General features: G+C 61.5%; 16 protein-coding genes. 8 read left to right on the plus strand and 8 right to left on the minus strand.

The features are described from left to right. Nucleotides 1–51 precede the first annotated feature (51 nt). The gene (locus ACFQ95_RS04975) at nt 52–2,493 is read right to left on the minus strand and encodes a glycogen/starch/alpha-glucan phosphorylase (protein ID WP_422829710.1); all 2,442 of its coding nucleotides are present in this window, start codon (nt 2,491–2,493) and stop codon (nt 52–54) included. Between the two features lie 236 nt (nt 2,494–2,729). On the opposite strand from ACFQ95_RS04975, the gene glgC reads away from it, so the two are divergent. The 8 genes from glgC to ACFQ95_RS05015 all read left to right on the plus strand — a co-directional run bounded on the left by glgC (nt 2,730) and on the right by ACFQ95_RS05015 (nt 12,216). Continuing rightward, nucleotides 2,730–3,992, plus strand: coding sequence for a glucose-1-phosphate adenylyltransferase (glgC, locus tag ACFQ95_RS04980; protein ID WP_422829711.1), 1,263 nt, complete (start codon nt 2,730–2,732; stop codon nt 3,990–3,992). A gap of 2 nt (nt 3,993–3,994) precedes the next feature. After that, nucleotides 3,995–5,476 carry a glycogen synthase GlgA gene (glgA, locus tag ACFQ95_RS04985; protein ID WP_422829712.1) on the plus strand — a complete coding sequence of 494 codons (1,482 nt, stop codon included), beginning with the start codon at nt 3,995–3,997 and terminating at the stop codon, nt 5,474–5,476. A gap of 97 nt (nt 5,477–5,573) precedes the next feature. Next, on the plus strand, nt 5,574–6,971 hold the full coding sequence (locus ACFQ95_RS04990) for a phosphomannomutase/phosphoglucomutase (RefSeq protein ID WP_422829713.1): 1,398 nt from the start codon (nt 5,574–5,576) through the stop codon (nt 6,969–6,971). A 23-nt stretch (nt 6,972–6,994) separates the two neighbouring features. Beyond that, nucleotides 6,995–8,020: a lipopolysaccharide heptosyltransferase I gene (gene waaC, locus ACFQ95_RS04995; RefSeq protein WP_422829714.1), complete on the plus strand. Its 1,026-nt coding sequence runs from the start codon at nt 6,995–6,997 to the stop codon at nt 8,018–8,020. After that, a complete protein-coding gene (gene waaC, locus ACFQ95_RS05000) occupies nt 8,017–9,051 on the plus strand; it encodes a lipopolysaccharide heptosyltransferase I (protein WP_422829715.1) in 1,035 nt (344 codons plus the stop codon). Before waaC (ACFQ95_RS04995) ends, waaC (ACFQ95_RS05000) begins: the two co-directional genes overlap by 4 nt. Nucleotides 9,052–9,151: 100 nt before the next feature. Beyond that, complete coding sequence (locus ACFQ95_RS05005; RefSeq protein WP_422829845.1) at nt 9,152–10,510, plus strand: 3-deoxy-D-manno-octulosonic acid transferase; 1,359 nt, start codon at nt 9,152–9,154, stop codon at nt 10,508–10,510. Between the two features lie 165 nt (nt 10,511–10,675). Continuing rightward, complete coding sequence (locus ACFQ95_RS05010; protein WP_422829716.1) at nt 10,676–11,392, plus strand: hypothetical protein; 717 nt, start codon at nt 10,676–10,678, stop codon at nt 11,390–11,392. 50 nt (nt 11,393–11,442) lie between these two features. Beyond that, complete coding sequence (locus ACFQ95_RS05015; RefSeq protein ID WP_422829717.1) at nt 11,443–12,216, plus strand: hypothetical protein; 774 nt, start codon at nt 11,443–11,445, stop codon at nt 12,214–12,216. Nucleotides 12,217–12,415: 199 nt separating this feature from the next. Here the strand turns inward: ACFQ95_RS05015 and ACFQ95_RS05020 are convergent, their stop codons facing one another. From ACFQ95_RS05020 to ACFQ95_RS05050, 7 genes are all read right to left on the minus strand, one after another. Beyond that, nucleotides 12,416–13,738, minus strand: coding sequence for a TolC family outer membrane protein (locus tag ACFQ95_RS05020; protein ID WP_422829718.1), 1,323 nt, complete (start codon nt 13,736–13,738; stop codon nt 12,416–12,418). Nucleotides 13,739–13,802: 64 nt separating this feature from the next. Then, nucleotides 13,803–14,144 (minus strand): rhodanese-like domain-containing protein, encoded by a 342-nt coding sequence (locus ACFQ95_RS05025; RefSeq protein ID WP_422829719.1) that lies wholly within the window; start codon nt 14,142–14,144, stop codon nt 13,803–13,805. A 41-nt stretch (nt 14,145–14,185) separates the two neighbouring features. Continuing rightward, the gene (locus ACFQ95_RS05030; protein ID WP_422829720.1) at nt 14,186–14,851 is read right to left on the minus strand and encodes a protein-L-isoaspartate O-methyltransferase family protein; all 666 of its coding nucleotides are present in this window, start codon (nt 14,849–14,851) and stop codon (nt 14,186–14,188) included. A 39-nt stretch (nt 14,852–14,890) separates the two neighbouring features. Then, complete coding sequence (locus ACFQ95_RS05035) at nt 14,891–18,079, minus strand: efflux RND transporter permease subunit (RefSeq protein ID WP_422829721.1); 3,189 nt, start codon at nt 18,077–18,079, stop codon at nt 14,891–14,893. Between the two features lie 2 nt (nt 18,080–18,081). After that, nucleotides 18,082–19,227, minus strand: coding sequence for an efflux RND transporter periplasmic adaptor subunit (locus ACFQ95_RS05040; protein WP_422829722.1), 1,146 nt, complete (start codon nt 19,225–19,227; stop codon nt 18,082–18,084). Further along, nucleotides 19,224–19,910 (minus strand): TetR/AcrR family transcriptional regulator, encoded by a 687-nt coding sequence (locus ACFQ95_RS05045; protein WP_422829723.1) that lies wholly within the window; start codon nt 19,908–19,910, stop codon nt 19,224–19,226. The genes ACFQ95_RS05040 and ACFQ95_RS05045 overlap by 4 nt, the downstream gene beginning before the upstream one ends. 67 nt (nt 19,911–19,977) lie before the next feature. Next, nucleotides 19,978–20,778 (minus strand): YdcF family protein, encoded by an 801-nt coding sequence (locus tag ACFQ95_RS05050; RefSeq protein ID WP_422829724.1) that lies wholly within the window; start codon nt 20,776–20,778, stop codon nt 19,978–19,980. Between the last annotated feature and the right edge of the window lie 18 nt (nt 20,779–20,796).

The following is a 20,796-nucleotide window of genomic DNA, read 5'->3' on the forward strand; positions in this document are numbered from 1 at the left end:
TCTCGGCGGGAACGCGCTGCAGCGGTTAAGGCCGCAGCGCAACAGGGCTGGTTACTTCTGCGGTTCTATGTGCCAGATTTGCTGCGCATATTCACGGATGGTCCGGTCGGACGAGAACACCCCCATGCCGGCCACGTTGCTGATGGCTTTGGCGCACCACTGTGAGGGCTCGCGGTACAACACGTCCACCTTGTGCTGCGCGGCCACGTAGGCGGCGTAGTCGGCCAGCAGCAGGTAGTGGTCGCCACCCCACAGTAGTGAATCCACCAGCGCGCGGTAACGGCCGGGTTCGCTAGGCGAGAACTGGCCACCGGCGATGGCGTCCAGCACCGGCTTCAGGCCCGGCACTTCCTCGTAGTAACGCATGGGGTGGTAGCCCTGCTGGCGCAAGGCCTGCACTTCCGGCGTTTTGAGGCCGAAGATGAAGATGTTGTCATCACCGACGTTTTGCCGGATCTCGATGTTGGCGCCGTCGTCGGTGCCAATGGTGAGCGCGCCGTTGAGGGCCAGCTTCATGTTGCCGGTGCCGCTGGCTTCGGTGCCGGCGGTGGAGATTTGCTCGGATAGATCGGCGCCGGGCATGATGACCTCGGCAACCGAAACACCATAGTTGGGAATGAACACCAGCTTGAGCAGGTCGGCTACACGCGAGTCGTTGTTGATCACCAGCCCGACATCGTGGATCAGGCGGATGATGGACTTGGCAGTGTGGTACGACGAGGCCGCCTTGCCCGCAAAAATCACCGTGCGCGGGACCCAGCCCTGGCCATTCGGCCCCTGGGGGTTGGCCAGAATGGCCTGGTAACGCGTCACCACGTGCAGCACATTGAGCAACTGGCGCTTGTATTCGTGGATGCGCTTGACCTGCACGTCGAACAGGCTGTCGGGGTTGACGACCACCCCGGTGCTGCGTTCGATCAGCTTTGCCAGACGCACCTTGTTGGCGCGTTTTACGTCCATAAAGGACTTTTGGAAGGCACTGTCTTGGGCATGCTCACGCAGTTTCTGCAGTTCATCCAGATTTGCACGCCAGCCCGTACCGAGGGTGTTGTCCAGCAAGCTGGACAACTGTGGATTGGCCTGTTCCAGCCAGCGGCGCGGGGTCACACCGTTGGTCATGTTGGTGAAACGCTGGGGCCAAAGGCTGGCAAAGTCGGCAAAGATGGTCTGCACCAGGAGATCGGAGTGCAGGGCCGACACCCCGTTGACCTTGTGGCTGCCGACAATCGATAAATGGGCCATGCGCACGCGGCGTTCACCAGTCTCGTCTATCAAGGACAAACGCGCCAGATACTGGTTGTCGCCCGGGCGGTGTGCCGCGGCTTCGTCGAGAAATTCTTTGTTGATGCGGAAGATGATTTCCAGGTGGCGCGGCAACACGTGCTGGATTAAGCCCACGGGCCAGGTCTCGAGAGCCTCGGGCATCAGGGTGTGGTTGGTGTAGGAAAAGGTCTTTTGGCAGATGGCCCAGGCGGTATCCCAGGGCATGCCATGCACGTCGCACAACACCCGCATCAGTTCCGCCACACCAATGGCGGGGTGGGTGTCGTTCAGGTGTATGGCCACCTTGTCGGCCAGGTTCAGCAGAGAAGGGTGTTCGCTCAAATGGCGCTGTACCAGATCGAGAATCGATGCCGCGACGAAGAAGTACTCCTGCTTCAGTCGCAATTCGCGCCCGGCGGGTGTGCTGTCGTTGGGGTAGAGCACCCAGGAGATGTTTTCGTATTCGTTCTTGGCGCTGGCGGCTCGGGCGTAGTCGCCGGTGTTGAACGCGTTCAAGTCGATGTGCGCCGGGGCGGTGGCTTTCCACAAACGCAGCGTGCTGACTTTTTCGGTGCCGTGGCCAGGCACCACCATGTCGTAGGCTTTGGCGGCAACTTCACCGGCGTGGCGCCATAGCGGCTTGCCGTCTACGTGTTCGACCCAACCGCCGAAATACACCGGGTAGGTGATATGTGGACGTGGGAACTCCCAGGGCGTACCGTCTTCCAGCCACGGGTCGGGGTGTTCGATCTGGGCGCCATTCTGGATGTCTTGCGCAAACATGCCGTATTCGTAGCGAATCCCGTAGCCAAACGAAGGCAGGCCGAGGGAAGCCATGGAGTCGAGAAAACACGCCGCCAGACGGCCCAGGCCGCCATTGCCCAGCGCCGCGTCGGCTTCGCGCTCGTACACGTCTTCGAGTTTTTGCGCGTAGTGTTGCAGTCCATCAGCCGCCGGGCCGCGCAGCTTCAATGCACCCAATGCGTTCGACAGCGTGCGCCCCATCAAGAACTCCATGGACAGGTAGACCACGCGGCGTGTTTTGTCCGAATGTTGCTGGGCCTGTGTGCTGACCCAACGTTGCGACAACTGCTGGCGCGCGACTTGCGATACCGCCTGCATCATGTCGGTGAGTGTGGCGTCTTGGGGCGCCACGCCCACCGTGGTCACAAGTTGTTGCGCTATTTTTTCTTGGAGGTCAGGGGTTTGGGCCGGCGTTGGCGTCATCATGAATTCCTTTTTGCGTATCGTCAGCTTGGGTCGGCTAAATGCCAACGTAAGGTGTGGCGGGCATTCGCAGAACAGTCTATGCAGGTGTTATGCCATATCCAAGGCGCTTTGAATCGATGTATGCAAACTTCACAAACCAATTCTTGCATGGCGTCATCTGCATGCAGCTGTGTTCAGTCTCATTTGATTAAGATTGTTGTGCTCAATGTTGTGGGTGTTCAAAACTGGAGGCGACCATGAAAACGAACGACCTGGCTCAAAGCCTGGATTTGCCTAAGCGCGCCATTGCGCTGGTCTTGGCCGGGGGGCGCGGCAGCCGCTTGATGAACCTGACGGATAGGCGCGCAAAGCCCGCGGTTTACTTTGGTGGCAAATTCCGCATCGTCGATTTTGCGTTGTCAAACTGCCTCAACTCGGGCATACGGCGCGTGGGTGTGATCACGCAATACAAGTCTCACAGTTTGTTGCGCCACTTGCAGCGCGGATGGGCGTTTCTCAAGAATGAGATGAACGAGTTCGTCGATCTACTCCCGGCACAGCAGCGCAACGACAATGAACATTGGTATCGCGGCACCGCCGATGCCGTGCAGCAGAACCGCGACATTCTTGAAAGTTACGGTGCCGATTACATCGTGGTGTTGGCCGGTGACCACATCTACAAGCAAAACTACGCCTTGATGCTGGCCGACCACGTGGCCAAGGGCCGTGACTGCACGGTGGCTTGTATTGCCGTGCCACGGGCGGAGGCGACGGCGTTCGGCGTGATGGCCGTTGATGAAAACAGCTTGATCACCAACTTCCTGGAAAAACCAGCCGACCCGCCGGCGATGCCGGGCCACCCGGATATGGCCCTGGCCAGCATGGGCATCTACATCTTCAATGCGGACTATCTGTATGCCGAGTTGGAACGCGACATGGCCGATGCAAACTCCAGCCACGATTTCGGCAAGGACATCATCCCTAAAGCCGTGCGCGAAGGCCGTGCCACAGCCCATCCCTTTGCACTCAGCTTCGTGCCGAACAAAGAGGGAGATGAACCCTATTGGCGCGACGTCGGCACGATAGACGCCTATTGGGATGCCAATATCGACCTGACGGCAACCGACCCACAACTCAACCTGTACGACACCCAATGGCCGATCTGGACCTACCAGGCCCAGTTGCCACCGGCCAAGTTTGTGCATAACCAGGAAGACCGCCGAGGCATGGCCATAGAGTCCGTGGTGTCGGGCGGCTGCATCGTTTCGGGGCAGGTATTCCGTTCGGTATTGTTCTCCGGTGTGCGTGTGCATTCCTACAGCTCGGTCAATTGGTCTGTGGTGCTGCCGGATGTGAACATAGGGCGGGGGGCACGCATCACCCGCGCGGTGATCGACCGTGGATGCGACATTCCCGCCGACATGGTGATTGGTGAAGACGCCGAAGCCGACGCCAAGCGCTTTTATAGGAGCGAGAATGGCATCACCCTGGTTACGCCAGCCATGCTGGCAAAGTTGTAAGAATGAAGATATTGCAAGTTGGCGCTGAGATTTTTCCCCTGCTTAAAACCGGGGGGCTGGCCGATGTGTTGGGGGCCTTGCCTCAGGCACTGCTGGTTGAAGGCGCTGACGTGCGGCTTTTGTTGCCCGGCATGCCGGCGATCCTGGATGGCCTGGACAAGAGCCAGGTGGTGTGCGAGATCGGGGCTGTTTTTGGTGCGGCCCGGGTCACCTTGCGCAAAGGTGTGCTGAGCTGCAGCGGTGTTGAAGCCTATGTCATCGATGCACCGTATCTGTACCGCCGGCCCGGCAGCCCTTACCAGGCCGCCAACGGCCAGGAATGGCCAGACAACGCGCAACGCTTTGCCCTCTTGGGCTGGGTGGCGGCGCACCTGGCGGCGGGTGAACTCGATCCAGCCTGGCTGCCCGATATGGTGCATGCACACGATTGGCACGCGGCCATGGCGTGTGCCTATGTCAGCACCAATCCGGCGTCTAGCGTGGGCAGCGTTTTCACCGTGCACAACCTGGCCTACCAAGGCCTGTTTGAACCGGGCGACTTTCCGCTGTTCGGCTTGCCTTCGCGCTACATGATGCCCACCAGTCTGGAGTTCCACGGCCAGGTCTCTTTCATGAAGGCCGGGCTGAAGTACGCCAACCGCGTGACCACCGTCAGCCCCACCTATGCGGCTGAAATCGCCACGGCCGAATTTGGTTGCGGCTTGGACGGTGTGATCCGGGCGCGTGGCCGCGAGGTCTCCGGCATTCTGAATGGTGTGGATGGCGCCATCTGGGATCCTGCGACAGACGCCTACATCCCCGCGCGTTACTCCGCCGGCTCTGCCAAAACCATGGCTGGCAAAGCGCGCTGCAAGGCCGCCTTGCAAAAAGCCCTGGGCTTGACGCTGGATGCCAAGGCGCCGGTGTTTGGCGTGGTGAGCCGCCTCACCTCGCAAAAGGGTTTGGACCTGGTGTTGGCCGTGGTGCCCGAACTGCTCGCCATGGGCGCGCAACTGGCGGTGCAGGGCAGTGGTGACCACACATTGGAGGCCGCCTTTACCGCCGCCGCCGAAGCCCATCCTGGCCGTATCGCCGTTCGCCTAGGTTATGACGAGGCGTTTGCCCACACCATGATTGCTGGCGCTGACGCTATGCTTGTGCCTTCACGTTTCGAGCCCTGTGGCTTAACCCAACTTTATGCACTGCGTTATGGCACGGTGCCGGTGGTGCGCCATGTAGGCGGACTGGCCGATACCGTGGTGGATGCGGGCGATGCTGCGCCAGGCGCCGCCGGTGCACCAGGTGCTACAGGCTTCAAATTTGGCCCCATGCTGCCAAACGCATTGGCCGGCGCCATGGAGCGCGCGGTGCAAGTCTTCCGTCAACCCGAGCGCTGGGCCCAGTTGCAGCAAAACGCGATGGCGCAGAACTTTTCATGGGGGACTGCGGCCAAGCAGTACATGCAGCTTTACCAATCCATTTTGTCCGGCGCAAAGGCGGTTTGAATTTGTTTGAATCGTGTGATTTCGTCAGACGACAGTGTTTACAATCCCGGCAACCTGAACCAGGCTGCCTTCTCATTTGACCGACAGGAATTGTTCCATGCAGATTGCAGCTTCCATTTTCAAAGCCTACGACATTCGTGGCATCGTGCCGTCTACCGTCACTGAGGCCGTGGCCGAAGGTATTGGCAAAGCGTTTGGCACCATCGCGTTGGCCGAAGGCGAAAAGACCGTGGCGGTGGGCCGTGATGGCCGTTTGAGCGGCCCTTCACTCAGCTCCGCCTTGATCCGTGGCCTGGCTTCGGTGGGCATTGAGGTCATAGACGTCGGCTTGGTGACCACGCCTATGTTGTACTACGCGGCCAGCACGCTGTGCCGCAGTGGCATCCAGGTCACGGGCAGCCACAACCCCAAGGATTACAACGGCTTCAAGATGGTCATGGGGGGGCGCGCCATCTACGGTGAAGAGATCCAGGCCATCCGCCGCATGATGGAAGGCGAGACCTGGAAAGAGCAGGCGGGTGGTCAAGTGCGCCAAGCCGATGTGCTCCAGGCCTACACCCAACGTATTGTTTCCGACATCAAGCTTGCGCGTCCGATGAAGATCGTGGTCGATTCCGGCAACGGCATTGCGGGCGCTTCGGCACCAGGCATTCTGCGCGCCATTGGTTGCGAGGTGATAGAGCTGTTCAGCGAAGTGGATGGCAATTTCCCGAATCACCACCCCGACCCCAGCAAACCGGAAAACCTGGCCGACCTGATTGCGGCGCTGAAAACCAGCGGCGCCGAGCTCGGCCTGGCGTTTGATGGTGATGGTGACCGCCTGGGCATCGTCACGCGCGAAGGCGTCAATATTTACCCCGACCGGCAAATGATGCTGTTCGCCCAAGACGTGCTCACACGTGTGCCGGGCGCCACCATTTTGTTCGACGTGAAGTGCACCCAGCGCTTGGCGCCCGCGATCCGCGAGGCTGGTGGCCAGCCGCTGATGTTCAAGACCGGCCACTCGCTGATCAAGGGCAAGATGCGCGAAATCGAAGCCGCCGGTGGCCAGGCACCGCTGGGCGGCGAAATGAGCGGCCACATCTTCTTCAAGGAACGTTGGTTCGGTTTTGACGACGGCACCTACGCTGGCACCCGCTTGTTGGAGATTGTCAGCCGTTCGCCGGACGCCAATGTGGTGCTCAACGCCTTGCCGAGCAGCTTTTCCACACCGGAACTCAACGTCGCCTGTGCCGAAGGTGAGCCGCCCAAGCTGGTGGCCCAGGCCGTGGCCTTGGCCAACTTTGCAGCGCCCGCTGAAATCAACACGATTGACGGCCTGCGCGTCGACTGGCCGGACGGTTTTGGCCTGCTGCGCGCCTCCAACACCACGCCCGTGCTGGTGCTGCGCTTCGAGGGCCAAACCGAGCAAGCCTTGCACCGCATCGAGGCGGACATGCTGCAACTGCTGCGCAAGGTCAAGCCTGACGCAAGCTTCTCTGCGCCCGCGCACTAGCCACCATGGAGTACACGTAGGGCATGCGACTGCTGATCGTCAAGCTTTCATCACTGGGTGATGTCATTCAGACCTTGCCCGCCCTACACGACATGCGCAAGGCGCGGCCCGAGGCCACCTTTGACTGGGTGGTCGAAGAGGCGTTTGCGCCCTTGCTGCAAGCGACGGTGCCGGGCCTGGCACGGGTCATTCCTGTCGCACAACGCCGCTGGCGCAAGACCCCTTTCAGCGCCGCGGTGCGGGCTGAGCGCGCGCGTTTCAGCGAGCTGCTGGCGAGCGAAGCCTACGACGCCGTCATCGACTTTCAGGGCCTGATCAAATCGGCCGTGATTGCGCGCCGCGCCAAGCTGGCGCCCGGTGGCTGGCGTGCCACCTATGGCAATGGCAGCGAAGACTGCGGCTGGGAATGGCCGGTGCGGTTCATGGTGCAAAAGCCGCAGCCCATGCCGCCGCGCATCCACTCCTTGCAACGCTACCGCCGCCTGGCGGCGTTGGCCCTGGGGTATGCGCCGCGTGAAGACGGCATCTGTTATGACGAACTCAGCGTCAAACCGGAGCACCCGGACCACAGCGTGATGCTGGTGCATGGCACCACACGCGCCGACAACGAATGGCCGTTGGCGCGTTGGGCCGAGACTGGCCGCCTTCTGGCCTCTCAGGGGTACACGCTGAGTGTGCCGCAGGCCAATACCACCGAGGCCGAGTTTGCGCGCCAGTTGTGCGACGCCATCGGACCCAGCGCCAAAGTGTTGCCGCGCATGGGTTTGCCGGCGCTGGCCCAGCACATGGCCGGTTGTGTGGGTGTGATCGGCGTGGACTCGGGCCTGAGCCACCTGGCCGTGGCCTTGAACCTGCCGCATGTACAAATCTTCAGCCAGCCGCGGATCTGGCGTGCCGGCCCCTTGGGCAGCCCCTACCAGGTGGCCGTGGGTGGTGCCGTGGCGCCGGAGGTAGACACGGTGTGGCAGGCGTGGCAATCTGTGTGGTCTCGGCACCAGGCCTTGCATCCAAGCCCGGCCGCTTCGCCCATTCCACCTGTGCCTGCATGAATGTTCTGATTGTCAAACTGTCTTCTCTGTCCGACGTGGTGTACGCCATGCCGGCGGTGCAGGACATTCGCTCGGAACTGCCCGGCACCCAGGTCGACTGGGTGGTGGAGCCCACATTGGCGCCTCTGGTGCGGCGCTGCAGCGGTGTTCACCGGGTGATTGAATGTGATCTCAGCCGTTGGCGCGAAACCGTGTTCAGCGCCGACACCCGCACCGCATGGCGTGCCTTCATGGCCGATCTGCAGTTCGACAGCTACGATGCGGTGATCGATCTGCAAGGCGAGAGCAAGTCATTGCAGGTCGCCAGAATGGCCCGCTTGAACCCAAATGGACTGCGCTACACCTTGACCAATCAGGCCGACGATTCCGGCTTTGAGCCGCTGCTGCGGCGTGTCGCAGACGTCTCCATTCCGGTGGAGCTGCGTCTACCCGCGGCGCAACGTTCGCGTGTGATGTGCGCCCGGGCCCTGGTCTATGCACTGCCCGAGGCGCGGTCGTTTGGTCTTACGGTGCGCGACAGTGTAGAGACCGGCAAAATCAAAAGCGTGGCGCAACACTTCTTTGATTCCGGTACCACCAAGGGCCCGTCGCCCGTCGTGGCTTTCCTGCATGGCAGCACGGCAGTTCACAAGCTCTGGCCGGAAGAGCATTGGCTGGAGCTGGGCCACAGGCTGAACGATCTTGGTTATACGGTGGCGTTTGCGCACGGCAATGACCAGGAGTACCACCGCAGCGAAAGCCTGGCCGGGCGCTTGAGCCATGCCGTGGTCTGGCCGCACATGGCCCTGGATGCCATGGTCGACGCACTCTCCGGCTGTCTGGGCGTGATCGGGGTTGACAGCGGCCTGTGCCACGTCGCCGCAGCATTGGACTTGCCCTTGGTGCAAATCTACAACGTCGACACCGCCTGGTCCACCGGCCCACACCATGTGGACCACCAAAACTTTGTCTATGCGCAGCCGACCCCCAGCGTGGAATCTGTGTGGCGCGCCTGGATACAGGCCTCGGCCTTGGCATCCTTGCGTGATTGAGTGCCCGCATGCCGGTGCGCGCTTGGGCACGCTGGAAAGCGCCTTGGTTTCTTGCTTCTGCGGCGGTCGCTGCTGACCGCATTTTTCCGAACTTCACATACTGCAAATCTTGATCCTGCGTTTCTACTCTTTCTTGATGTGGCTGGTGCAACCACTGCTGCGCCGCAAGCTGCGCCGTCGTGGCCAGGCCGAGCCGGGCTACCTGGAGGCCGTGCCTGAGCGCTTTGGTTACTACGCGTTTCCCGGCGAGGATGCCAATCGCCCTGACGCTTATGTTTGGGTGCATGCCGTGTCGTTTGGCGAAACCCGCACCACAGCGATCTTGCTGGCAGCGCTGCGCCGGGAATTGCCGGGCATGCGTCTGTTGTTGACGCACGGCACAGCCACCGGCCGTGCCGAGGGCGCCCGGCTGTTGCAGCCGGGTGACGTGCAAGCCTGGCAGCCTTGGGATTCGGCTGGCGCCGTGCAACGCTTCTTGCAGCACTTCAGACCGCGTATCGGCATCCTGATGGAAACCGAGATCTGGCCCAACCTCGTGGATCGCTGCCGGCGTGCCCATATTCCGCTGGTGCTAGCGAATGCGCGCCTGAGCGAGAAGTCATTGCGCCAAGCTGAACGCCTGCCGTTTCTTGCACGCCCGGTCTACAGCAGTTTGTATGCCGTGTGGGCCCAAGCCAGCTACGACGCAGAACGTCTCAAATCCTTGGGTGCGCCCGTAGAGGGCATCTTCGGCAACATCAAGTTCGACGCGGCTCCCGACAGCGCCAAGCTGCAGCAGGGGCGTACGTGGCGCCTGAACTGGCGGGCGCAACAACACACAGCAGGTTTTCGTCCCGTGGTGATGCTGGCGAGTGCGCGCGAAGGCGAAGAGCTGCTGCTGTTGCAGGAAATCCGGCGAAAAATGGCTGGAGCGCCCGCAGCAAAGGTGTTGGGCGCTTCTGAATCAGGAGCACTTGATGCGACCTCAAGCCCACCCCAATGGCTGATCGTGCCGCGCCACCCGCAACGTTTTGACGAAGTCGCTGCGCTGGTGCAGGCCCAGGGATTCACGGTGTCACGGCGTAGCGCCTGGGCTGAAGGTCCCGAGGCTGCCGATGTCTGGCTTGGCGATTCGCTGGGGGAAATGGCGCTGTATTACGGCTTGGCCGACATGGCCTTGCTCGGTGGCAGCTTTGCCGAACTGGGCGGGCAAAACTTGATCGAGGCCGCAGCCTGCGGCTGTCCCGTGCTCATGGGGCCTTCGACGTTCAACTTTGCGGAAGCGGCCAACTTGTCCGAGGCTGCGGGCGCGGCGCGGCGCGTCACCGACATGTCCCAGGCCTTGCAGGTAGTGGACGAGTGGCGGCAAACACCTGAGGCATTGGCTGCGGCAGCCGCAGCCGGCCCGGCATTTGCCAACGCGCACCGTGGCGCGGCCGACAAAACTGCCAAGGCCGTGGCGGCGATTCTGGCGCGTTAATTCGCCACCTCCATCCGGGCCGCCGTCGCTTGGTCAGGGCGGCGTGCCTTACTTCAACGCCCTGGTTTATGAGCTTGACCCATGGCATTGAGGCTGTCAAAGTCGTTGCGCAAACTCCGGGCGAATGTTCATTCATGTCACGTTGCTCTGTGAAGGGTTCGATCGATGGCAGACTTTTTGACTCCCGAGGAAAAAGAGCGGATCAAATCTGAAGAGCTTTTTCGGCTGGAGATCCGCAAGGAGCTGATGCCGCCTGCGCCAGCCCCAGCGACGGAAAACAAGCGCCAGAAATTATGGAAATTTCTCAATAGCACCTTTGGGATGTGGTTGTTATCAACGGTCGTCGTTGCGGGCATCGTGCAGGTATACAACGAGCGGCAAGAAAAAGCCCAGCTAGCGCTGGCCAAAGAAAGCCAAGATCGGGCCGATGAACGCAAGAGGCTTGAGAACTACCAGCGTGTTGCCTTGGAGATCGCCTTTCGATTCAGCTCGACCATGGCTCGATTGAAGGTAATTTCAAGAAAGTATGGCAAGCAGGCACAAGATGCGAAAGCGCATCAGGCGGTTGTAGGGGCCTTTGATCCATTGGCCAAACCGGCCAGCGACAGCGACCCTCCGCTCTATCCCGAGTACAAGCTGTATAGCGGCCTGGCGATGATGGCTGAGTTGCAGCGTCATGCAGGGCCTGCCGAGCGAGAGGCTCTTACGGAAATCCTGGCAAAGACCAGCGGATTCATAGAGGAAATAACGTCGGATACACCTCTGGCAGGGCCCAACGCAGAAGAGATTGCTTCAGGTTTGCTGCAGAGAATGCGTTATCCCAAATGGAGCAATAGCGGGTTTCCATATACACGCTGCGATGAGAAAGAGCCGTTCTGCTGAATTGCTGATTCTGTTTAGGCCACAACACGCCTCAACCAGGAGTACATGCCATGTATGACTTTGACCACGTCAATCAATCTGCGGCTGCGATATGGCGGGCACAGCGAGCCACTCTTTCATTGGCATGTTTTGCGGTTGGTTTTTTGTTGGCAAGCAGCGTTCACGCCCAGACTGTCCTTTCTAGGCCAACTGTCACGCGTGCTGAAGATGTGTTTCAGGGGCATCCCGACAGGATTCCGGCAGGAACGCGTCTCGTGCTCAAGGCCAAGGAGGCGCCTGCAGCCAAGCGCATTGTCAACTCCGGGCTGCAGGTGAGGGTCTTTGCGCTGCGTGCTGATCAATCCAAGCCAACCCCGATCACTACCATTGAAGACTGCGATGTGTTTTTATCCGTGGTTCTCAAGATCGAGGTGTCTAAAGACACGGAGGCCATGTTGCCGAAAATGGACCACGGATGGCTTGGTTTGTCCGACAGCCTGGAGAGGGTAGAGCCAGGCAAGTACCTTTTGGTTTTTGAACAGAGCGGGCCTACAGCGGAACAGTTTCGCCTCAGAAAATCTGACTATGCGGTCTACTTCAATACGGGATTTCAAATTGTGGTCGATCGAGACGACGGAACGACTATTTCAGAAGTTCGTGCCGCCTACTTTGCGCGGCGCGACAAACTCAATCAACTCCGTTTTGAGATCGACGACAAAGACAAAAAAATGCCGTGTTTTTCTTATCGGCAGCTGACAGCGGATGCAACACAAGAGGAGCTGCAAATTTCCCGGGCGGAGCTTCAACAATGCGAGCGCGAGGCCCCTACAAGCTTCGTGATGTGATCAATGCCAGCAGGCCAGCCCAGAGGACACGCCATGCAGCGACTGGAACAAGGCCGCACTGCTTTTGGGAGGTGGATTTCCCAGCCTCCTGCAGAAAGAAAAACGCCCCACAGTGACTTTCACTTTGGGGCGTTTTGTGTTTTGACGGCTCGGACTTACCGCGTGCCTGGTTTACGTCGCGGTCAAGGCAGACGTGACTTCACGGTGCAATCAAGCTGTTCACCGATTGCAGATCCTGCGGCGTGAGTGTGCCATTGGCCTGGCGTAGTTTCAGGCTGCCGACCAGCACGTCGTAGCGTGCCTTGGCCAAATCGCGCTTGGTCTGGAACAACTGGCTTTGCGAGTTCAGGACGTCGATGTTGATGCGCACACCCACCTGGTAGCCCATGCGGTTGGCGTCCAACGCGCTTTGGCTGGAGGCTTCTGCAGCTTCGAGTGCCTTGACCTGACCGACGCCGGACACCACACCGTAGAACGCCGCACGTGTGGCCTGGGCCACCACCAGACGTGTGGCATCCAGATCGGCTTGTGCCTTGTCTTCCAGGGACAGGGTTTCCTTGATGCGGTTTTGCGTGGCGAAGCCAGAAAACAGCGGCAAGGTGAGTGTCAGGCCCACGGTGGTGTTGCGGGTGTGTGTGTGCAGCAAACCGGCGATGGAGCCTTGCGGGTTGAAGGCCTGGGTGTGCGAGGCGGTCAGGTCCAATGTGGGTTTGTGGCCGGCCTTGGCTTTTTGGGTTTCGAGACGCGCCACATCCAGGTTCACCACCGCCTGCTGCACGCCGGGGTGGGTGACTTCAGCGGTGCTGACCATGCCGGGCAGGTCGCTGGGATTCAGTTGGGGCAAGGCGGCTTGTGACACCAGTGGGTTGGGCTGGGTGTTGGGGCGGCCCACGAGTTGGTCCAGCGCCAGCTTTTTCACCCGCAGATCGTTCTCGGCGGCGATTTCCTGTGCCACCACCAGGTCGTAACGCGCCTGGGCTTCGCGCGAGTCGGTCACCGTGGAGGTTCCGACTTCGAAGTTGCGTTTGGCCGAAGCCAGCTGTTCGGCCACCGCCACTTTTTGAGCCCGTACAAAGGTCAGGCTGTCGCTGGCGGCCAACACATCGAAATAAGCCTGCGTGACGCGCAGCACCAAGTCCTGCTCGGCCAGCGTGAGTTGCGCCGTGGCGATGTCCACCAGGCGTTTGCCTTGTTCATAGGCCGCCCAGTTGGCCGGACGGTACAGCGGTTGCGAAGCCTGGATGGAGGCGTTGTTGGCGTTGAAGTCGTTGCCGAATTCAGGGTTTGTGTTGTCGAACGAAGTCCTTGCCGTGCCAGCCAGAAAGTTGGCCGTGGGCAGAATGCCGGCCTTGGCCTGTTCTGATTTTGAGAGGTTCGCTTCATACAGCGCTTTTGCTGACTGGTAGGTTGGGTCAATGGCGCGCGCGGCGTCATATAGGGCTACCAGGTTATCCGCCCGCGCTGATGCCGCGAACGCAGCATTGACGGCCATGGCGATAAGGGCAAGACGGAAGCTACGCATGAAGTTCCTTATGATTTGGAGACGATGCCGGATTCAACGCTGACAAAACTGGAGCAGGGCTAGATCAATAGCGCGGGACGGACGGGTCGCGGATTTGCGACCAGGCGTCAATGCCGCCCGCGATGTTGACGACTTGCTCAAAGCCATTTTGTGCCAAGAAGTGCGCCACCCGCTGGCTGCGCGCGCCATGGTGGCACAGGCAGGCAATCGGTTGCGCAGGGGCCAGCTCGGCAAGCCGTGCGGGTATCTCGTTCATGGCGATCTTGACCAGGGTAAAGCCTTCGGCCTGCACGCTGGCGGTTTCCCATTCCCAGGGTTCGCGCACATCGAGCACAACAGCCAAGCCATCCGGGGCTGCGCTGGAAAACCAAGAAGACAGGTCGGCAGGGCTGATTTGTTCAATCATGTGTAGGGTGCGGCGCGATCTGGATGGCGCCGGGGCTGGGCTTAGAAGTGGAAGGCCGAAGGCTCGGGGAAATTCTGCAGGCGCGGGCCGCTTACATCCCAGGGCTGGGCGGTGGTGAAGGCGGCTTGGCTGGTGCGGGTGATGATGGTGGCGCGCATCACCGGCTCCAGGCCGACGATGGCGAACAGGCGGCCACCGACCTTGAGCTTTTGCAGCAGGAACTGCGGGACTTCGGGCACCGAGCCGCTGAGCATGATGACGTCATAGCTTTCGGGTGCAGCATTTTCCTGGGCACCATCGGCCTCACGCACTTCCACGTTTTGCACGCCGTTCTTTTTCAGGTTGTCGCGCGCCAGTTGGGCCAGCTCGGGCTTGATCTCCAGCGACACCACACTGCGCGCACGGTGGGCCAACAGCGCGGCCATGTAGCCAGAGCCAGCGCCGATTTCCAGCACCGTGTCGCTGGGCTGGACGTGCAGGTCCTGCAGGGCGCGCGCTTCGACGCGTGGCGACAACATCACTTCGCCTGCGGGCAGCGGCGTTTCCATGTCGACAAAGGCGAAGGCGCGGTGGGCTGCGGGCACAAACTCTTCACGTTTGACCACCGTCAGCAACTCCAGCACGGCGTTCTCGAGCACATCCCAGGGGCGGATCTGCTGTTCAATCATGTTGAAGCGGGCGAGTTCTAGCGGGCTTAAGGTCGTCATGGGAGCTTTCTTTGTCGGATGCGAAACAAACCCCTGATTTTAGGCGGGCAAATTGTCATTTGCGTGGCGAGGTGCAAATCTGCGTTGCATCCATTGCGCCAGGTCGTCTATATAACAGTACACCACCGGTACCACCACCAGGGTGAGCAGTGAGGATGTGATCACGCCGCCTATCACCGCCTGGCCCATGGGCGCACGTTGTTCCGAGCCCTCGCTCAGAGCAAAGGCCAGGGGCAGCATGCCAAAAATCATGGCCAGCGTGGTCATCAGAATCGGCCGCAGCCGCACCTTGGCGGCCAGCAACAGCGCGTCCACCCGGGGCAGACCGGGCTGAATGTCTCCATTCGGTAAAGTTACCGCCTGGCGCGAGCGGATGGCGAAATCAAGCAACAGGATGGCGTTCTTGGTGACCAAACCCATTAGCATCACGATGCCGATGATGGAAAACATCGACAAAGTGGAGCGAAATGCCAGCAGCGCCAGCACCACGCCAATCAAGGTCAGCGGCAGCGCCGTCATCAAGGCCAGCGGTTGCAGGAAGCTCTTGAACTGGCTCGCCAGAATCATGTAGATGAAGACAATCGCCAGCGCCAGGGCCGAGACCGCATAGGCAAACGACTCCTGCATGTTTTTCGCCGAGCCGCTGAACTGGTACTGGTAGCCGGGTGGCAAGGCCATGCCGTCGAGCACGGCGCGAATGTCTTTCGACACCTCTCCCGTCGAGCGGCCCGACACGTTGGCGCTGATGGCGATTTCGCGCGCCAGGCTGCGCCGGTTGATCTGATTGGGCCCGGTGCTTTCGCGGATATCGGCCACCTGGTTGAGCCGCACCACGGCGGGCGGCCGGTCGCCGCTGGTGATGCTCAGCACGGGCAGGCGCAGCAGATCCTGCAGGTGCAGCCGTGCATCGGGTGCCAGGCGGACCTTGACGTCATAGGTCTGGTCGTCGGCTGCGCGCCAGTTGCCTACGGTCTGGCCTGCCACCAGGACGCGCAGCTGGTTGGCCACGCTGGCCACGCTCAGGCCCAGGTCGGACGCAGCCTCGCGCCGCAGATCGATGTCGAGCGTTGGTTTGTTGGCTTTGAGGCTGGAATCCAGATCGACCAGGCCAGGGATTTGCCGCAGCTTGTCCAGCACCTGGCTGTTGAGGCGGCCCAACTGCGCCAGGTCCGCGCCTTGCAACGAAAACTCCACCGCCTTGTTGCCACCGACGGAGTCGCTCAAGCCCACGTGGGTGACGGTGATCCCCGGCACCCGCGCCAGGCGCTCGCGCAACACCACCGACATCTGGTCGGCGCTGCGTTGGCGCGCACTGCGTTCCACCAGCCGCACATACACCGCCGCGTACATCTTGCCCTGGGCGCTGCCGGTGTTGATGCTGGTGAGGGTGTAGCGCACCTCGGGCATGTCGCGCAGGATGTGGTCCACCTGCCTGGCCTTGGCCTCGGTGGCTTCCAGCGACGAACCGGCGGGGGTGTAGAAGTTGACCGAGGTTTCCGAGAAGTCGGCCTTGGGCACGAACTCGGTGCCCAACAGCGGCACCATCACAACACTCAGCACAAAAATGGCGACGGCGGCCACCACCGTCCACACGCGGTGCCCCAGCGCCCAGCGCAAGATGCCTTGGTAGCCATCCGACAGGCGATCGGTGGCGTCTTCAAACCAGCCCGTGACGCGGCCCAGGGTGCGGTCGTAGAAAGACACCGGTTTGGGCTTCTGGCCGTGCGCATGAATCGTCGGGTCGTGCCAGATGCTGGACATCATGGGGTCCAGCGTGAAGCTGACAAACATCGAGATCAACACCGCCGCCACGATGGTGATGCCAAACTCGTGGAAGAACTTACCTATGATGCCGCCCATGAAACCTATAGGCAAAAACACCGCCACGATGGAGAAGGTGGTGGCCAGCACCGCCAGGCCGATTTCCTGTGTGCCGTCGAGTGCCGCCTGGTAGGGTGTTTTGCCCATTTGCAGATGGCGCACGATGTTCTCGCGCACCACAATCGCGTCGTCAATCAACAGGCCCACACACAGGCTCAGAGCCATCAAGGTGATCATGTTGATGGTGAAGCCAAACATGTACATGAACAAGAAGGTGCCGATCAGTGCAATCGGCAGCGTGAGCCCGGTGATCACGGTGGAGCGCCACGAATTCAAGAACAAAAACACGATCAGGATGGTGAGCACCGCCCCCTCAAGCAGCGATGAGCGCACATTCGCCACGGCCACACGAATAGGCCTAGAGGCGTCGCCAATGGTCTCCAGGCGCACGCCCGGCGGCACCTGGTTCGCCAGGTCCTTGAGGGCCTGGTTCAGCCCTTGCACCACCTCTATGGTGTTTTCATCCTGCGCTTTTTGCACGCTCAACAGCAGCGTGCGCTGGCCGTTGTACAGCGCCAGGCTTTCCAGTTCCTGCGCGCCGTCGTGTACGCTGGCCACCTCGGCCAGGTGCACGGCTGCGCCGCCACGGCGCGCCACAATCAGTCGGCCGAAGTCCTGTGGATCGCTGATGCGTGCGTCTATCTGCGCCACACGTTCACGTTCGCCGTTGCGCAGACTGCCAATCGGCAGATTCTGGTTTTCGCTTTGCGCGGCCTGCGCCACCTGCTGCGCCGTGACACCCAGTGCTTCCATGGCGGCGGGGCGCAGGTAGAGGTTGATCTCGCGCTTGGCGCCGCCCACCAGCGTCACCGAGCCGGCGCCACGCACGTTTTCCAGGCGCTTCTTCAGCACCTGGTCGGCCCAGTTGGTGAGTTCCACATCGCTCAGCGGTTTGGCGCCGTCCTTGGTGTCAGGCAGCACGGCAACAGACCAGACGGCGCGGCTCGCCGGGTCGAAGCGCAGCACGCGCGGCTCTTTCACCTCGTCGCGCAGGCTGGGGCGCAGCGAGGCCACTTTTTCGCGGATGTCTTCGGCTGCTTTGCGGCCGTCAATCGCCAACTGAAATTCGACGATGACGACCGACTGCCCTTCGTAGCTGCGTGAAGTGAGGTTGTTGATGCCGGCAACCGAGTTCACGCCTTCTTCTATCTTCTTGGTGACCTCGCTCTCCACAATCTCGGGCGAGGCACCGGGGTACTCGGTGGTCACCACCACCACCGGAAAGTCTATGTTCGGGAACTGGTCGACCTGCAGACGCTGGTAGGAGAACGCGCCCAGCACCACCAAGGCGAGCATCACCATGGTGGCGAACACCGGGTTTCTTAGACTGACCTGGGTGAACCACATGTTTATGGCTTGACCGTCATGGCGGCTGGCGCGGTGGTGAAGCGCACCGCCGCACCCTCGGGCAAGCCACCGGCCGAGGCCAGCACGATCTGCGCCTGCTCGGCCAGCCCGGTCACGGCCACCAGCGGTGTTCGCTCGGGCGCGGGGCCCATGCCGCGTGCACCCAGTTCCACCGGCACATGCTGGACGCGGCCGTCGTGTATCACCTGAACATAGGGCGTGGGTTTGTCGTTGCGCACCGCACTCTGTGGCACGGCCAGGGCCTGGTTTTGCGCGGTATTCAGGAAGCCCTGGGCAAACAGGCCTTGGCGCAGGCCGGGTGAGGGCGTCAGCGCCAAATACACCAGCACGCTGCGGCTACCGGCCATGGTGCTGGGGTTGATACGCACCACACGCGCCGGCACCAGCGCGCCGCTGCCTTCGATCTGCAGGTCTGCGGTTTGTCCTATACGGATGTTCACCGATTCGGCGGCGCTGACAGCGGCTTCCATCTCCAGTTGGCGCAGGTCCACCAGCACCAGCACCTGGCCGTCCACCGGCACACGTTCGCCGTTTTGTGCAATGCGCTGCGACACCTGGCCGTTGATGGGCGAGCGCAGCACGCTGTCGGCCATGGCTTTGTGTGTCAGCTCGGCGGCCGCGTCCATGGCGAGTTTGTTGGCCTTGGCTGCGGCCAGGTTGGACTCGGAGGTTTCAAGCGCGGTGTTGGAGATAAAGCCCTGGCGCACCAGCGCCTGGTTGTTGCTGTGTTGGCGCAGCGCAATGTCGAGTTGCGCCTGTGCCGCGTCCACCTGGCGCAGCGCCTGCTGTTGCCGCGCCTGCACTTCGGTGGGCTCGATGCGTGCCAGCACCTGGCCGACCTGCACCGTGTCACCCTCGCGTAGCTGCAGGCCTTGCAACTCACCCGGCACGCGCGCCTTGACCAGCACCGACTGCGCGGCTTTGAGCGAGCCGGCCAGCGGCAGGCCCTGGTTCAAGGGCTGCACGCTGGCCAGCATCACATCGCTCGCCGCCAACTCAATGGCCTCGACCTTGCTGGCGCTGGCCGCCGTGACGGCGGACTTGCGCGCCACCTGTATGCGCCAGCCCAAGGCCAGCATGAGCAAGAGCAGCAGCAACGCGGTGATCCAGCGGCGTGAGCGTTTCATGGCGCCTTGCCTTTGGCCACCGGCTGGCTAAAGCCGTTGAGCACAATGTCCACCTGTTGAGCGATGTGGGCCTCGGGGTCGAGCAGGGTGCCCGGCTCCAGAAAAAGGGTGCGGGTGTGTTTCCACATGGCCATAAAAATGATGATGCCCAGCAGGGCGTAAGCCCCGGCGCTCGGGTCTATGGGGCGAAACTCGCCTCGGCCTATGCCGCGCTGCAATATGCGGCGCATCAGTGCCAGGCCAGGGCGGGAGAAGTGTTCCTGGTAATAGGCGGCGATTTCGGGAAAGTTTTGCGCTTCGCTCTGCACCAGTCGGGTGATGCCGGAGGCCTTGGTGCTGCCCACACGGCGCCACCAGCCCAGCAGGCTGGCGTGCACCAGCGCGGCGCTGCTGCCCTCAAACTGGTCGATCGCCGCATCCCAGTGCGCCACTTGCTTGCCCAGGTTTTCATGCACCACGGCCGTGAACAAGGCTTGCTTGGTGGCGAAGTACAAAAACAGTGTGCCCTTGGAAACCCCGGCGCGCTGCGCCACTTCTTCCACGCGCGTGGCGGCATAACCTTTTTCAACAAACAGATCGAGCGCCGCCGCCAGCAGTTCACCCGCGCGCTCAGCCTTGCGCCGGCTGCGCTTGGGGCGGGAATGAGGGGCTGTGGGCGTGGCGGCGGGGATGGGGGGTGGCATCTAATTAATGACCTGTTGGTTATTAGTTTAGGGGCCGTAGATGTGCCTGGCAAGCACTTGCCGTGGTTTAGCCGCCTCGGGCTTGCGTGATCTTCAGCGCCAGCCATTCGCGCAGCACGCGTTGTGATGCCTGCAGGCCGCCGGTGGAGGGCAGCCATTCGAGTAGCGGCCTTTGTGTGGCCGTGGCAAAGTTGGTCGGCGCGGGCAGCACCGCGAACCCGGCTTTTTGGAACATTTGCAGGGCGCGCGGCATGTGCCAGGCGCTGGTGACGAGGGCAATGCGCTGTATGCCATCGCGCGCCATCAGCGCTTTGATGTTGGCGGCGTTCTCGGCGGTGTCGCGCGATTGGTCGTCCACCCAGCGCAGCGGCAAACCGTAGTCCTGGCTCAACATTTGGCGTGTCACATAACCCTCGGTGGGCGCGTCTTTTGCCCCGTGGTTGGCCCAGCCAACGCCGCCCGCAAATGCCAGCGGCAGATGGCTTTGGCGTACCAGCCAGGCGGCGTAGCGAATGCGCGTTGCCGCATCGGCGCTGGCTTGGGCAGAGCCATACTCAGGCGCGACCGGCTGCAGACCGCCACCCAGGATGACGATGGCCTGGATGTTCTGTGCCTTCAGGGTGGCCGCCACCTGGCTGGGCGGCAAGGCCGGGGGCGAAGGCACCAGCTTTTGCCCCAGCCAGACGGCCACGGCATTGCAGCTCAGCAGCCAAAGGCTGAGCAGGGACAGACATAACAGCCAGCGCCCTATGCGCCGCCCCTGCCTAGCCCACCAGGCGCCAAGGGCCAGCAAAAGCAGTGGCCCGGCGGGTGGCAAGACCAGGCTGGTCAGAATGGGTTTGAGTTCGGCCAGCTCGGAAACGATCATTTATTCATAGCGGCTTGC

The organism is Variovorax sp. HJSM1_2, from assembly GCF_049316285.1.
In the GTDB taxonomy this organism is placed as follows: Bacteria; Pseudomonadota; Gammaproteobacteria; order Burkholderiales; family Burkholderiaceae_C; genus Rhodoferax_B.